At 66.8% G+C, this 14443-nt stretch carries 5 protein-coding genes; all 5 read left to right on the forward strand.

Annotation, left to right across the window (positions count from 1 at the left end):
* Positions 1 to 326 precede the first annotated feature (326 nt).
* The 5 genes from ACYU81_RS15970 to ACYU81_RS15990 all read left to right on the forward strand — a co-directional run bounded on the left by ACYU81_RS15970 (position 327) and on the right by ACYU81_RS15990 (position 14418).
* Positions 327 to 3413: a CHAT domain-containing protein gene (locus tag ACYU81_RS15970; protein ID WP_460988591.1), complete on the forward strand. Its 3087-nt coding sequence runs from the start codon at positions 327 to 329 to the stop codon at positions 3411 to 3413.
* A gap of 5 nt (positions 3414 to 3418) precedes the next feature.
* Positions 3419 to 5461: a CHASE2 domain-containing protein gene (locus ACYU81_RS15975; protein WP_460988593.1), complete on the forward strand. Its 2043-nt coding sequence runs from the start codon at positions 3419 to 3421 to the stop codon at positions 5459 to 5461.
* Positions 5448 to 6164 (forward strand): hypothetical protein, encoded by a 717-nt coding sequence (locus tag ACYU81_RS15980; protein WP_460988594.1) that lies wholly within the window; start codon positions 5448 to 5450, stop codon positions 6162 to 6164. The genes ACYU81_RS15975 and ACYU81_RS15980 overlap by 14 nt, the downstream gene beginning before the upstream one ends.
* Before the next feature lie 143 nt (positions 6165 to 6307).
* A complete protein-coding gene (locus ACYU81_RS15985; RefSeq protein ID WP_460988595.1) occupies positions 6308 to 8065 on the forward strand; it encodes a ShlB/FhaC/HecB family hemolysin secretion/activation protein in 1758 nt (585 codons plus the stop codon).
* Positions 8065 to 14418: a histidine kinase gene (locus tag ACYU81_RS15990; RefSeq protein WP_460988596.1), complete on the forward strand. Its 6354-nt coding sequence runs from the start codon at positions 8065 to 8067 to the stop codon at positions 14416 to 14418. The genes ACYU81_RS15985 and ACYU81_RS15990 overlap by 1 nt, the downstream gene beginning before the upstream one ends.
* The last annotated feature ends 25 nt before the right edge of the window (positions 14419 to 14443 follow it).

Consider the following 14443-nt stretch of genomic DNA (forward strand, 5'->3'; position numbering starts at 1 on the left):
TCTAGATTTATTTTATCGGATGGCGAGAGCAGACCCACGTCGCAATCAAGACAAACTTAACAGTCCGGACGACTGTCGTCCTTGCGCACCATTTTCGTCCGCATCAGTTTCTCACACGGGAGGATGAGCAACCCGAAGCCTCACCTCCCACGAAATGCTGGTTTAAACGCCGCATCGGATCGGCGCGACACCCCTCTTTTACCTTGCGGCAAGCTGGGGCGGCGCTATGAAGAGCGCGCTGGATCGCGCCACAGGGGGCTTGCACGGACAGATCCGGCGAGGCTGGGGGGATAGCCTTGAGCGCTATAGGGAATTTCTGTCGGATCTTGGCCGGGCTGGGCGCTTTGGGCCTGTCATCTGCGCTGGCCGCGCAGCCGCAGCTTGACCGGCCGCTGTTGCAGGACAGCTTTCGCATCGGCAGTGGCGGCGGAGCGCTCTGTCAGGCGCAGAGCGTCAACGGCGACCCGGCAAGCCGCACCATGTTCGATCGCGCCTGGGCCGTTGTATGTCGTGACGCCGCGCGTCCGGTAGGCCGCATCTATGCGCTCCGGCGGAGCGGGGCCGATAGCGAAGGGGCGCTGCTTGAAAGACTGTCGGCCTCGCGCCGATCTTCCGTGAACTGCGGCGCGCCGGGCGGCATGACCTTGCCCGATATTGGTGCGGTAACAGTCCGCAATTGCTCCAGCGAAGCGGGCGCTTACCGCATCCTGTCCGTCGAACGGGGCAAAACGCTTTATGTGACACAGGGCTTCGCGCCCTATGACACGGTCCTGGACCTTGGCCTCCGCACCGTCGCTTTGGGCCGCACCGTGCCGGGCAAGATCGACATCGTTACGACCGGTGTCAGCAATGCGGCGGCCTTTGCCCGGATGCAGGCGGCGACCCTCGATCCGCAGACCGTGATGGCGGAGGGCTATCGTCGTAACGCGTCGGGCAATTATGCCGAGGCTGCGGAATTTTTCGACAGCCTGACCGACCGCCTCGCCCGTGATCCGGATACGCAAGCCTTAAGCCCTGCCGAACGGGCCAACCGACAACATGAATATCTCGTGAACCACGGTTTGCAATTGTCCAACCTTGGCCTGTTCGATCAGGCCGATGCCGCTTTTGCCCAGGCTCGCGCCGTGCCGACGGCCGACGCTGTCCAGCTCCGCCTGCGCCGCAATTTCGAAGCGGTGCATCACCTCAATCAGCGCGATCTTCAAGGCGCGCTCGCCTTGCTCGACCAGCCGGTGGAAGGTGGGACGGCGCTGGCCGCTGGCACGGATGGCGCAGTGACCTTGCCAAGCGACGTGGCGGCGGAATTGAGCAGTGGCGCGCCTGAAACGCGGGCGCTGGGCGTGCGGCAGGATACGGCGCTTACGCCGCGTGAGCGGGCGGCCATACTCGATGCGCAAGCACAGCAATTGCGCGGCACCATCTTGCGCCTGTCGGGCAAGCCTGGGGAGGCGCGCACCGTGCTTACCCAGGCGCTCAAAGATGTGCAGCAGGTTCGCGATGGCCGTGTTACCTCGATCACCCGGCTGCGCGCGCAACTGCTGGGCGAGATCGCGCTGACGCACGAAGCGGAACAGGATTATGGCGGTGCCGAGGCGCGGCTCAATCAAGCGGTCAGCCTGATCGCCGCGCAATATCCCGAAACGATGGCCCTCAACGGTGCGCGTGCCCGGCTGGGCGCGTTCCTCGTGCGGCGCGGGCGGACTGATGAGGCGTTGAAGACCTATCGCGCGATCATGACGTCCACCGTGGCCAATCGTGGCACGCTGACGGCGATGGCGAACCAGTTGCAGCCCTATTTCACGCTGCTCACGTCCGAAATGCCCCGGCGCCCCGAACTTGCGGCGGACCTGTTCGAAGCGTCGCAATTGCTGGTGCGTCCCGGTGCGGCCGAGACGCTGGAATTGCTGAGCCGCGAATTGTCGGCGGGCGACGGAGAGGCCGCGCGCCTGTTCCGCCAGTCGACATCTCTCTCGCGCGATATAGAGCGCGGCCGCATCGCCCTCGCCCAATTGCGTGAAGCGGGCAAGGGCGACAGCGCGACCCAGGATGAGATTGCGCGGCGACAGGCAGAGATTGACGCGCTGGCGACCGATCAGGCCGCGACGCTGACAGCACTGGCCGCCTATCCCCAATATCGCGCCGTCAGCCCGCAAGCGCTGACCCTTGGCGAAATGCGCGAAACGTTGAAAGCAGGGGAGGGCTATTACAAGCTCGCGCAGCTTGGCGATTCCCTCTACGCCATGTGGATAGACGGGCAAGGGGCAACGGGCTTCCGCCTGCCAATCAGCGCTCACGAGTTGGCGCGCAAGGTCGCGGCGTTGCGCGATACGATTTCGACCGATGTCGCGGGTGTGCAATCCACCTATGCGCTCGACCTGCCGGTGGCGCGCAGCCTCTATCTCGACCTGTTCGGCCCGATCGATGAGCGGCTGAAGGCCGCGCGCCATCTGATTTTCGAGCCGGACGGCGCGATGCTGCAACTGCCGGTCAACCTGCTGGTTGCCAGCCAGCCGGGCGTCGATACCTATGCCGCGCGGCTGGAGAAGGGCGGGGACGAGTTCGACTTCCGTGGCGTCGACTGGCTCGGCCGCGATCATGCGGTCAGCACCGCCTTGTCGGCCCGCGCCTTCCGCGACGCCCGGCTGACCCCGCCATCGGGCGCACCGCAAAGCTATATCGGCTTTGGCGACAATGCGCCGATCGCCGGGCCAAGGCTTGCCGCGCTGACGCGTGGCGCGCTGCCGGGGCAGGGTGACGATTGCAGCTGGTCGCCTGCCCAATGGAGTCACCCCATTCCGGCGGACGAGTTGCGTCAGGCGGCGCAGGCGGTTGGAACATCGGGCAGCGAACTCGTAACCGGCGCGGCCTTCACCGATGAGGCGGTCAAGGCGCGCAATGACCTCAACCATTTCCGTATCCTGCATTTCGCCACCCACGGCCTTGTCACGCCGCCGCGCGCGGGATGCCCGGCCCGTCCAGCCTTGCTGACCAGCTTTGCGCCCAAGGCCGGGTCTGACGGCCTGCTGCAATTTGGCGAAATCTTCGATCTGCGGCTGGATGCGGACCTTGTCATATTGTCGGCCTGCGACACGGCAGGGGCAGCGGGGGCCGAAACGACCCGCGCGGCGGGCCTGTCGGGCAGCGGCGGAGCGCTCGACGGATTGGTGCGCGCCTTCATCGGTGCGGGTGGCCGTTCCATCATCGCGAGCCATTGGCCTGCGCCCGAAGAATATCGCGCGACCGAAAGGCTGATGGCCGGGCTGTTCGCGGCGGCCCCCGACCAACCAGTGGCTGAGGCGCTGCGTCTGGCCCAGATTCAGCTGATGGACGACGCGGACACTTCGCATCCCTTCTACTGGTCCGGCTTTGCCGTCATAGGCGATGGCGCCCGTCCGTTGATCGCCCGGCGCTGATTCCGATGGCGGCGCGGGGCCTGTTGCGCCGGGGCGCGCGCGTCATGCAGGACGCGGGGCGATGGCGGCTTGCCGGGACGGCGCTGTTATTGCTGCTGGCGTTGTTCGTCGCGGGGTGGAACTGGACCAAGCCATTGGGCGCCGCCGGTTCAGAGCGGGAGATGCCGACCGCCGACGCGGAGCGTGGCCTGTATGATTGGCGCGCGGCCACTTTCGCGCCCCGTGTCGAGCAGGACAAGCGCATCCTGATGGTCGTCTATGACGATCAGACATTGATCGCCACGCGCAAACGCTCACCACTGGACCGCGGTCTTTTGGCGCGGGCGCTGCGCAATCTGGACGCGATGGGCGCAACCTCCATCGGCATCGATATATTGTTCGATCAGCCGCAGGATGAAGACGCGCAGCTATTGTCGGCGCTGCATGCGATGCGCACGCCGGTCTGGCTCGGCTATGCCAATTTCGGCGATAACCGCGAACAGATCATCTTCGAACAGCAGCAATATCTGGACCGGTTCATCGCTGAGGCGCGGACCTCCAGGGTCAGGCCCGCGAGCATCCGGTTGGAAACGGATTCCGACAATGTCGCGCGCAGCTGGCCAAAGCCAGTGCCGGGCCAGCCACCGCTGCTGTCGCTGGCGATGCACCCGTCGGCACGCTTTGCGCATTATGGCGGCGCTATTCGTTTCCGCATGCCGCGCGCCCAGGCGGACGGATCGGAAGAACCGGTTATCCCGAGCCTTCAGATCGACCTGCTCGCCGATCCCTCCATGGCCGCTGCTCTGGCGCCGATGGTGCGCGGTCGGCATGTGCTGATCGGCGGCGACATCGTCGATATCGATCAGTTCGAAACACCGCTGTCCGGACGGCAGGCGAAGTCCACGATGATCGGGCTGGAAGTCCATGCGACCATGCTGGCGCAGTTGCTTGATCGCGCTCTGTTGCCTGCGGTGCCAGGCTGGGTAATGTGGATCGCGGCGGCGCTGATCATACTGGCCGCAGCGCTCACTAGCCTCGCGGATTTGCGTTGGTTCTGGCTGGTGCCCGCACTTGGACTTCAGGCCGTGGCCATAGCGGGCTTGCCGCTTTGGTTGCAGGCGAGCGGCTGGGATACCAAGGGGCTGCCCGCCGCCGGGTGGGCGCTGGGCTGGGTCGTCACCTTTGCGGCCGTCAGCGCGGCGGCGCGGGCGGTCAATTCGCAACAGCGCCGCTTCGCGCAGGCGGCGCTGGGCAAATATCTGCCCCGCGACATCGCCGCGCAGATTCTGGCGGAACCGGAGAAGTTGGCGCTGCACGGCGAAAAGCGGCCCATCTTCACCCTCTTCACCGATCTGGAGGGCTTCACCAAACTCAGCCACGCGATCGCGCCGGAAATGGTGGCGCAATTGCTGAACCGCTATCTGGACATGTTGAGCGACGTCGTCCTCGCCCATGGCGGGACCATCGACAAATTCGTCGGCGATGCGGTCGTCGCATTCTGGGGCGCGCCGATCGCGCGAGAGGATGACGGGCGCAACGCCGCACTCGCGGCCTATGCCATGTGGCAGGCGGGGGAGGCGTTCCGGCAAGATCTGCCGCCCGGCGTTCCGCCGATCGGTCGAACGCGGGTGGGGCTGCACCATGGTGATGCAATCGTCGGGAATTTCGGCGGCGAAGGGCGCATTCAATATACGGCTCTGGGCGACAGCATGAACACGGCGGCGCGGCTTGAAGCGGCGAACAAGGCGCTGGAAACGTCAGTGCTGGTTTCGCGAGAAGCAATGGAGCGGTCGGGCCTCGACTGGTGGCGGCCGATGGGCCGGGTCCGCCTTCGCGGTCGGTCGACGCCCGTCGACTTGTTTGAACCAGCGCCGAATTTCGCGACCGCCGATCGCGCTCGACTGAGCGCCGCGCTTGCCGCCTTCGACACCGAAGATGCGGAGAAGCGGGCGACAGGGCTGGCCGATCTCAAGGCAGTGGCGCAGGAGCATCCGGATGATGCGGCTCTCGCCAATCTGGTGTATCGCTATGAATATATTGGGGACGGAGGAACTTATGGTCTGGGCTAAGGGGGCGGTGGCGCTCGGGATGGCGGTGGCCCTGGGCGCTGGGACGCCTGCATGGGCCGACAGCCTGGTGGTGCGGTCTTCGGGACCCTCGGCGGGCAGCTATGCGCCGGGCAAGAAGCTCGCGGATGGCGGCGCACTGCTGCTCAAGGCGGGGGATGTTGTGACGTTGCTCGATGCGAAGGGCACGCGAACGCTGCGTGGACCGGGCCGTTTCAACGTGACGGCGGCGGCGACAGTGCCTGCTTCCAATGTGACCATGGCGGCGCTGCTCGATACGAAAAGGGTTCGCCGGGCGCGCACCGGGGCCGTGCGCGGCGCATTGGGGGACGCGTCAGCGGTGGCGAAGCGGCCCAATCTGTGGTTGGTCGATGTTGCGCAGCCGGGGCCGCTATGCGTGTCCGATCCCGCCGCCGTGCGCCTGTGGCGTGCCGATGCCAAAAAATCGGCAACCGTCCGCATCAGCGGCGGTGGCCCGCAGGCTACAGCCAGCTTCGCCGCTGGGGAGGCGATGGCGGCATGGCCCGCCGCTCTCCCCGTCAAGGATGGCGTAACCTATCGGGTGGATGCCGATGGGCGTTCCACCGACATTCGCTTCGCACTGCTGGGGGCGCCCGCTGGCGGGATCGACAGCACGGCATCGGGGCTGATCGCGCATGGATGCCAGGCGCAGCTTGATCTGTTGATCGATACGGCGGCACGCTAGGGACTTGATAAGCCGACGGGCGGCGGGCAGAGCGCCTTCCCCGGACGGTCGCAGCGACAGGGACGACAGGCCATATGGCCGCTCCCGTCGCACTTTGGGGGAATGAGACGACTATGGGGTTTCAGGGGGCAGCAACATCCCGCATGACGGGGCGTGCGCATTGGCGGATGGCGTTGGCACTGACCGCCTTGGCGCCAATGCCCGCAATGGCGCAGGTCGCGCCGCGCGCACCGACGCGGGAGGAACTGTCCCCGGGGCAACAGGCCGCCGACGTCGCGGGCGAAGGAAGCCGTTTGACCGTCGAAGGCGGCGTGGAGCGGGCGCCTTGCCCCTTGGCCGATCCGCGCTTTGCCAATGTCACCGTGAACTTTGCCGATGTGCAGTTTGACGGTCTTCGCGGCGTGGACGCGGCCGTCTTGAAGGACAGCTGGGGCGATCTGGCCGGGCGGGATGTGCCGATCGCCAGCCTGTGCGAAGTCCGCGACCGGGCCGCGACGGCGCTGCGGCAGCTCGGCTATCTGGCGGCGGTGCAGGTCCCGCCGCAGCGCATTGAGAAAGGCGGCACCGTCCGTTTCGACATATTGATGGCGCGGCTGGTCGCTATCGAGGTGCGGGGCGACGCGGGCCGGAGCGAACGGCTGATTGCCGCGCATATGGAAGCGCTCAAGGGGCAGCCGTTGTTCAACGTGCATGAGGCGGAACGGCACCTGCTGCTGGCGCGCGATCTGCCGGGCTATGACGTGCGGCTGGCGCTGCGGCCCGCCGGGACGGCGCCGGGCGAGGTCATCGGCGAAGTGCAGGTGGTGCGTCGCCGGGTGGAAATGGACGTCAATGTCCAGAACCTTGGCAGCAACGCGGTGGGCCGCTTCGGCGGCCTCGCGCGGGTGCGCTTCAACGATCTGACCGGGATGGGGGACAGCACGGTCCTCAGCATCTTCAACACTGTGCAACCGAGCGAGCAGACGGTATTGCAGGTCGGGCACAGCATGGCATTGGGGAGCGACGGGCTGCGGCTGTCGGGCGACTTCACCTATGCCTGGAGCAAGCCCGATATCGACGGGCTGGACCTGTCGTCCAGAACGATGATCGCTTCGGCCGCGCTGTCCTATCCCCTGGTGCGGCGGCAGGTGCACACGCTGTTGGCGAGTGGCGGGCTGGACGTGGTCGATCAGGACCTTCGCATCGGCTCTCTGCCCTTGTCGCGCGACCGGTTGCGGGTGCTGTTTCTTCGGCTGGAGGGAGAGGCGATTGATGCCGACAGCCTTGGGAGTACGACCGGCTATTCGGCGATCGAACCCAAATGGCGGATCGGCGGCAATCTGGAACTACGCCACGGGCTCGCTGGGCTGGGGGCGAGTGAGCCTTGCGGCAATCAGGCGGCCTGCATTCCGACGGGACAGTTGGACGGAGACGCCTCCGCTTTTCTGGTGAGGGCAGGGGTGCAGGCGGAATATCGCCCCACCCCGAAGCTGACCTTCGCGCTGTCGCCCCGCGCGCAATATAGCCCGGACCCGCTGCTGTCCTATGAACAGATGAGCGCGGGCAATTATACGGTCGGGCGCGGCTATGATCCGGGCACGCTGACGGGCGACAGTGGCGTCGGATTCGGGGCGGAGGTCCGTTATGGGCGGATCACGCCCAAGGGGCCGGGCGCGATCGCGGTGCAGCCTTTCCTTTTCTTCGACGCGGCGTGGATGTGGCACCAAAGCAGCGTCTTTGCCGGGCTTGATCCGCAGAAGCTCTATTCGGCCGGTGGCGGGGTGCGGGCGACCTGGTCCAATCATGCGCGGATCGACGTGGCGCTGGCAACGCCGCTGCGGCGCGCGGGGTTGCAGACGGAGCGGGGCGACACGCGGTTGCTGTTGTCGCTTAGCACTCGAATTCTGCCGTGGAGGCGTTAATGTCGAAAAAGCGTAGCAAATCCTGGCTTTTGACCCTGTTGGGCCGCTCCAGCGCCGTTGCGCTCGCGGTTGGCTGCGGCGCTGGCGTGGCGCAGGTCAACAAGGCTTTTCAGGGCAGCTATTCGGTACAATCAGGCGATGCCTTTGTTTCGCAAGGATCGTCCGCCGGGACCGACACCATCTCGTTGAATTCGTCTGAGGCGATCATCGACTGGACGCCTGACGATACGAGCGGCACTGGCCCGATCGACTTCCTGCCCCAGAATAACACTGTCGTCTTCAGTGGTTTCAGTGACTTCACCGTCTTGAACCGAATCCTGCCCGTCAATGGCAGCGGGGTGTCGGTTTCGCGAGTGATCGAACTGAACGGCACGGTGCAGAGTCAGATCAACGGCAGCACGGGCGGCAAAGTGTGGTTCTACGCGCCGGGCGGTATCGTCGCTGGCCCTAACGCCTTGTTCAATGTCGGGTCGCTGGTGTTGACCAGCAATGAAATTGACACCACCGGCGGGCTCTACGGGAGCGGGGGCGAGATCCGTTTTCGCGGTCCCAGCAACGTCCTGACATCGGTCGAAGTAAAACCGGGCGCGCAGATCAACGCGCTGGCGAGCGGCAGCTATGTCGCGCTGGTGGCGCCGCGCGTGGTGCAGGGCGGGACGGTGGCCGTCAATGGCGCGGCTGCCTATGTCGGTGCGGAGGCTGCGGACATCAGGATCAACGGCGGCCTGTTCGACATCAGCATCAGCGCGGGCACGACCGACGCCAATGGCGTGGTGCATACGGGCAGCACCGAACAGCCAGTGCCTACGATTACTGATCCGCAGCATATCTTCATGGTCGCTATGCCGAAGAATGATGCGCTCACCATGCTGCTGTCCGGTAATATCGGCTATGAGGCGGCAGCGAATGCCGTTCAGCTAGGTAACGCGGTCGTGCTGGCCGCCGGATATGATGTCGTAGATAATGCTATTGGTCCACGCAACACCACGGGCGTTGGAGCGGCCAACGTCAGCCTGACGGCGGCGCGAGAGATCACGGTGCATTCCGGTGCGGGCGGCGCAATTGCGACGACTGGAAGCATGGACCTGACTGCGGGCGAGGCTATTACACTGCGTGTCGATCAGGGCGGCAGCATCAGCGTTGGCGGCGACCTGACCCTAACCGCCAGGATTGGCGGCGCAGGCGGCAAGATCGACCTGCTGACCTTTGGGGGCAGCGGATCCCCGGGGCAGATCGATGTGACGGGCGCGTTGCGGCTGGACGCCAGCGCACAGGTGTTGGGGGACATCAGCTTGCCCCAGCTGATCGGCGGGGATGCGACGGGTGGCGCGATCAGTGTCGTCGCGGAGGGCGGATCAATCAGTGCCGACAGCCTACTGGCCTATGCCAATGCGACCGCCGGGGCCGGCAGCGACAGCGCAGGCAATGCGACGGGGGGAGCCATCACCGTATCGGCACGAACCGCCGCAGGACCGAGCGGGCCGCTGGCGGGGGCGATCGATTTTGGCACCATGACGTTGAGTGCGACCGCCGGGGTCGAATATAGCTATTCCTCCCCGCCCGTTACAGGCGGCAACGCGACAGGCGGGACCATCGACGTTTCGGCGGCGGGTGGCGGCATCACGACCGGCAGTTTTGACATATATGCCAACGCGATCGGCGGGAACTCCAGCGGCGCGGCGGGGACCGGCACGGGTGGCAGCATCATCCTGTCGGCCAATGCAGCGAACGGATTGCGCGGCAGTTTCGCCGCCGATTGCGTCGATTATTGCAACGCCACCGCCGATGGCCGGGGCGGCTATGGCGCGAACGGGGCAAACGGCACGGGCGGGTCGATCCTGATCCATGCGACCGACGCGAGCTTTGTGGCGGATGGCAGTCTGTATCTGCACGCGAAAGGCGTTGGCGGCGGCACGGAATATTCCGATGGCGTAGCGGGCCGGGGTGGCGACGGGCTGGGCGGCAGCATAGCGGTGGAGAGCCGGGCCGGGGCAGCAGGGGACGCGGTGATGCGTTTCGGCACCCTCTATGCTTCCGCTGATGGCGCTTCGACGGAAGGATCGTTCGGCTTGATGGCCGAGTCGAGTTTCGGCGGCTCTACGTTCAGTTCGGGAGGTTCGGCCTTTAACGAGGGCGATGGCGGGAACGGCACTGGTGGGTCAGTCAATTTCCTGGTCGCGGGCGGCAGTTTCGACGCGGCTAGCCTGTTTGCGAGCGCCAATGGACAGGGCGGGTCTTCCTCCGTCAACTGCCCGTCATGTGGCGACGGCGTCACGCCGATTCAGGCGGGCAGCGGGCAGGGCGGCTCGGTCCAGTTCCTGATGACCGGCGGCACCGCCAACATCGCCAATCTGGAATTGGGCGCGGGGGGCGTCGGTGGTGAGGCGGTAGCGGCGAACGCCATTGACGACGTATCGAGCCTGGCGGGATCGGGCACCGGCGGCACGGCCATATTGGAATCGCGCGGCGGCGTTCTGAACGCCGATGCCATCCATATCGCGGCAAATGGCGTGGGCGGCGGCGGCGATCCGTTTGCCGGTTATAATTATAACGGCCCCAACGGCGCGGATGGCGGCGCGGGTTTCGGCGGCACCGCTCGCTTGCTCATGGGCGCTGGCGGCACCGGCCAGATCATCGTCACCGAGGACCTTAGCATCGGGGCGCTGGGCTATGGCGGCGCAGGCGGCCTGGCCGGTTCCGATGGATCGGGCGGCTTTTACATAGCAGGCGCAGGCGGCAATGGCACTGGCGGCACGGCGGAATTGACGCTGGCGAGCGGGGCGCTGACAGCGCCGTCGCTGCTTGTGTCGGCGGCGGGCGTCGGGGGCGCTGGCGGCAATAACAGCAGCGATGCGGCGGGTGGCGCGGCGGGCAACGGCACGGGCGGGACGGCGCGTGTCGCTTATCTGAGCGAAGGCCATGCGATCGGCGCACTGACCGTGTCGGCCGAAGGGCAGGGCGGCTTGGCGGGCATCAACGGCTATATCAGCGGTTTCGATATCAACGACAAGCCCATCTATGCCTTTGGACCCGGTCAGGGCGGTGCGGGTGGCGCCGGCACGGGCGGCACGGCGGACATGCTGATCGATGTCGATCCCAGCTTTGCCAGCCTGATCGTCAGCGCCGACGGCTTTGGCAGCGTGGGCGCGGATAGCGCCAGCAGTGGCGCGGGCGGGACCGGAACGGGCGGCATCGCGGCGCTCAACATCGGTTTTGGCGCGACCAGCGTCAGCGGCGAGTTGCGCGTTTCGGCTTCCGGCTTTGGCGGTGCTGGCGGGATGGCGTTCAGCGGAGCGGCGGGCCGGGGCGGCGATGCCTTTGGCGGCGCGGCGACGCTGGGGCTGACCGGCGCATCGACCTCTCTCGACGCGGGCGACATCGGCGTTCTGGCAGAAGCACTGGGCGGCGCGGGCGGCACTGGCGCATTCCAGAGCGGGCTTGGGCTGGCAGGCGCGGATGGCGGTGACGCGCAGGGCGGGACGGCGCTGTTCGCGGTGAACGCCGGGGCGAGCGCGGTCACTGGCGCGGGACTGGTGTTGAGCGGTGATGCGACCGGCGGTGCGGGTTCGGCCGGGATCGATGGGCTTGCCGGTGGGGCAGGCGGTTCGGGCGGCAATGCGGCGGGCGGGTCGGCCACATTGCGGATCGACGGCGGAAAATTGCGTGTAAGCAACAGCTTTTCGACGCTGCCCGCCTACAGCATCACGGCGGTTGGTCAGGGCGGCGCGGGCGCCAATGGCGGCGTTGCGAGCGATCCGGCGCTGGCCGATGGCGCGGGCGGCAATGGTGGCGCGGGCGCGGGCGGCGTCGCCTCCTTCGCAGCGAGCGATGGCGATTTCCTGCTGGGGCCGCTTTCCATCGTCGCTGACGGCGCGGCGGGACTGGCTGGCACGGGCGGGATCGACGGCCTGACGAGTGGCGGGACGGCTTCCCTCACCAACGGCGGCGGCGTCGCGCCGGGCGCGGGTGTGCAGCGGCAGCTGGCTTCGCTGTCCATGACCGCCAATGGCGGCGCGGGCGGCCGGATCAGCTTTACCGACAGCAGCAGCGCGGCGGGCGGCGGCCTGCGCGTGGCCGGGCCGATGACATTGCATGCGGCGGGCAAGGCGGTGCCGGGCTTCACCGGCATCAGCTTTGCCGCGTCGGGCAATGTGGTGCAGGTCGATGGCGCGGCCGATTTCCTGACGGAAGGCCCACTGTCCTTTGCGTTCAACGGCGGCGGCGCGCTGGCGGTGACGGGCGCGCTGACCGGCTATTCGGGCACGAGCATCGCGTTCAGCCATACTGGACGGGCGGCAGGCACGGACAGCCTGTCGGCGGCCAGCATTGCCCTCGACACGCCGGGCGGCATCAGCGCGACGGGCGCATCGCTGCGTTCGGCGGGATTGCTGACGATGCTGGCGCGCGGTGGCGACATCGCCCTGTCAGGCGGCAGCGCGCTGACGGCTGGAGGCGACCTGCGGCTGTTTGCGCAGGGCAGCATCGATGGCGCGGGCGGCGACCTGCTGTCCGGCGGCCGGGTGGCGATCGGGCTGGGTGGCGCGGGCAGCATCACGCTGGGCAACCTGTCATCGGCCGGGCTGCTCGACATGGCGGACGCGAGCGGCAATGCGCTGGGCGGATCGGGCATCGCGATCGGTGGTGACTTTGTGATCGGCGGCGCGCTGACGATCGGCGCTGGCAGCGGGAGTCTGTCGGCGGCACGGATCAACATCGGCACCTTGAATGCGGACAGCCAGACGCTGACCGCGACGGGTGGTTTGCAGATCGGCAATGCGGTTACCAGTGGCGACCTGATCGTGAACGGCAGCCTGCAACTGGGCGGCAGTGACATTGGCGGCCTATTGCAGCAGCGCGGGGCGGTGGCGCAATTTGGCGGGCAGGTGCTTGCCGGGGCAATCGACATCGACGCGGGTAGCATCAGCGGCGCCGTGATGACGGCGCGGACGGGTGATCTGCTGCTGCGGTCGATTGGCGGACTGAACATTACCGATGCGCAGGCGGCGGGTGGCATCTCCATGACCTCCGGCGGTGCGCTGACCATCGGCAATGCGGTGGCGGGCGGCTCGTTGACCCTGAACGGCGCGGGGATCAATGCGCAGGCTCTGGCTTCGGGTGGAGCGGCGGCGTTGGATGCCGGAGCTGGTGATCTGGTGGTGAACGACCTGCTGGCGCAGGGTGCGATCAATGCGCTGGGGCGGAATATCAGCCTGGGGTCGAGCGGCGGGATGGCGATCGCCAATGCTGTGGCAAGTGGCGATGTGTTGTTGAATGCCGCCGGACTGGTGGCGGTGAACGGCCAGGTCAGCGGGCAGGCGGTGACGATCGGTTCCGGCGACATCGCGATTTTAGCCAATGGGCAAGTGAGTGCGACGGGACTGTTGCGCTTCGATGCGCTGGGTGCGCAGGCGTTCATCGGCGGCGGCGATGCGACGGCGGGCTACAGCCTGTCGGCGGCGGAGCTGGGCCGTGTATCGGCAGGCGGCATTGCGATCGCGGGCGCGGGGGATGTGGCCGTGCGCGACCTGACGATCGGGACCAATGTGCTTCCGGGCGGCGGCGTGATGGGTATTGGCGCGGCCGGGCTGTTGCGTGTGCAGGGCGCGGTGGCGATGACCGGGCGAACGGGCGATGGCGGACTGACGCTGACGGCGGGAGACGCGCTGGAGGTGATCGCGGGTCTTGGCTCCATCGCGATCAGTGACGGCAATGGCGGGCTGGGCGGCGTGCTGACGCTTGACGCGCCGTCCATCTATGTCGCGACGGCGGAGGCGATTGCTGATGTCCGGGCGGCGGATTCGGTGACGGCGCGGGATTTGCGGCTTGGGCAGAATGATGGGCTGGCGCTGGACGCGGGGATGTTGCAGGCGGGGACGATCCGTCTGGCCGCGACCGACGGCATCTTCATCCAGAATAGCGGGCTGTCGACCAGCTTTGCCGACCGGCGCGGCTTTACCGCCAACAGCCTGATCATCAGCAGTGGGAACGGAAGTCCCCAGATCGCGATAAACGGGCGGCTGGCGCTGGCTGGCGGGGGCTTTGCGACCGGGCTCGACACGATCCCGCTGGTGGCGATCGATGGAGGCTATGCTGCCGGATCGAAGATCAACGGCTGCTTCATCTTCGGGTCTTGCACGGCGTTGAGCTTCGACAGCCGGGACACGTTCGACGGCTTGCTCGATCCTACGGTGGCGGTGTCGCGCATCATCCCGACAGCGCTGATCGCGTTGCACGACGTGGTGACGGAGGGCTTTCCTCCGCTGATCGACGAGCCGGTGACGGGCGCGGGGAATGAGGATCTGTGGGATCGCCCATGCGGCGGGCCGGGCGAGCAGGCCTGCGGTGCGCAATAAGCGGAAAGATCAAGAGAAACGGGAT

It is taken from the genome of Sphingobium sp. TomTYG75, assembly GCF_054771635.1.

Bases quoted from the DNA above. Each gene is read 5' to 3' on its own strand.
- ACYU81_RS15975 (WP_460988593.1), top strand. From the start codon at position 3,419: ATGGCGGCGCGGGGCCTGTTGCGCCGGGGCGCGCGCGTCATGCAGGAC.
- ACYU81_RS15980 (WP_460988594.1), top strand. From the start codon at position 5,448: ATGGTCTGGGCTAAGGGGGCGGTGGCGCTCGGGATGGCGGTGGCCCTG.
- ACYU81_RS15985 (WP_460988595.1), top strand. From the start codon at position 6,308: ATGACGGGGCGTGCGCATTGGCGGATGGCGTTGGCACTGACCGCCTTG.
- ACYU81_RS15990 (WP_460988596.1), top strand. From the start codon at position 8,065: ATGTCGAAAAAGCGTAGCAAATCCTGGCTTTTGACCCTGTTGGGCCGC.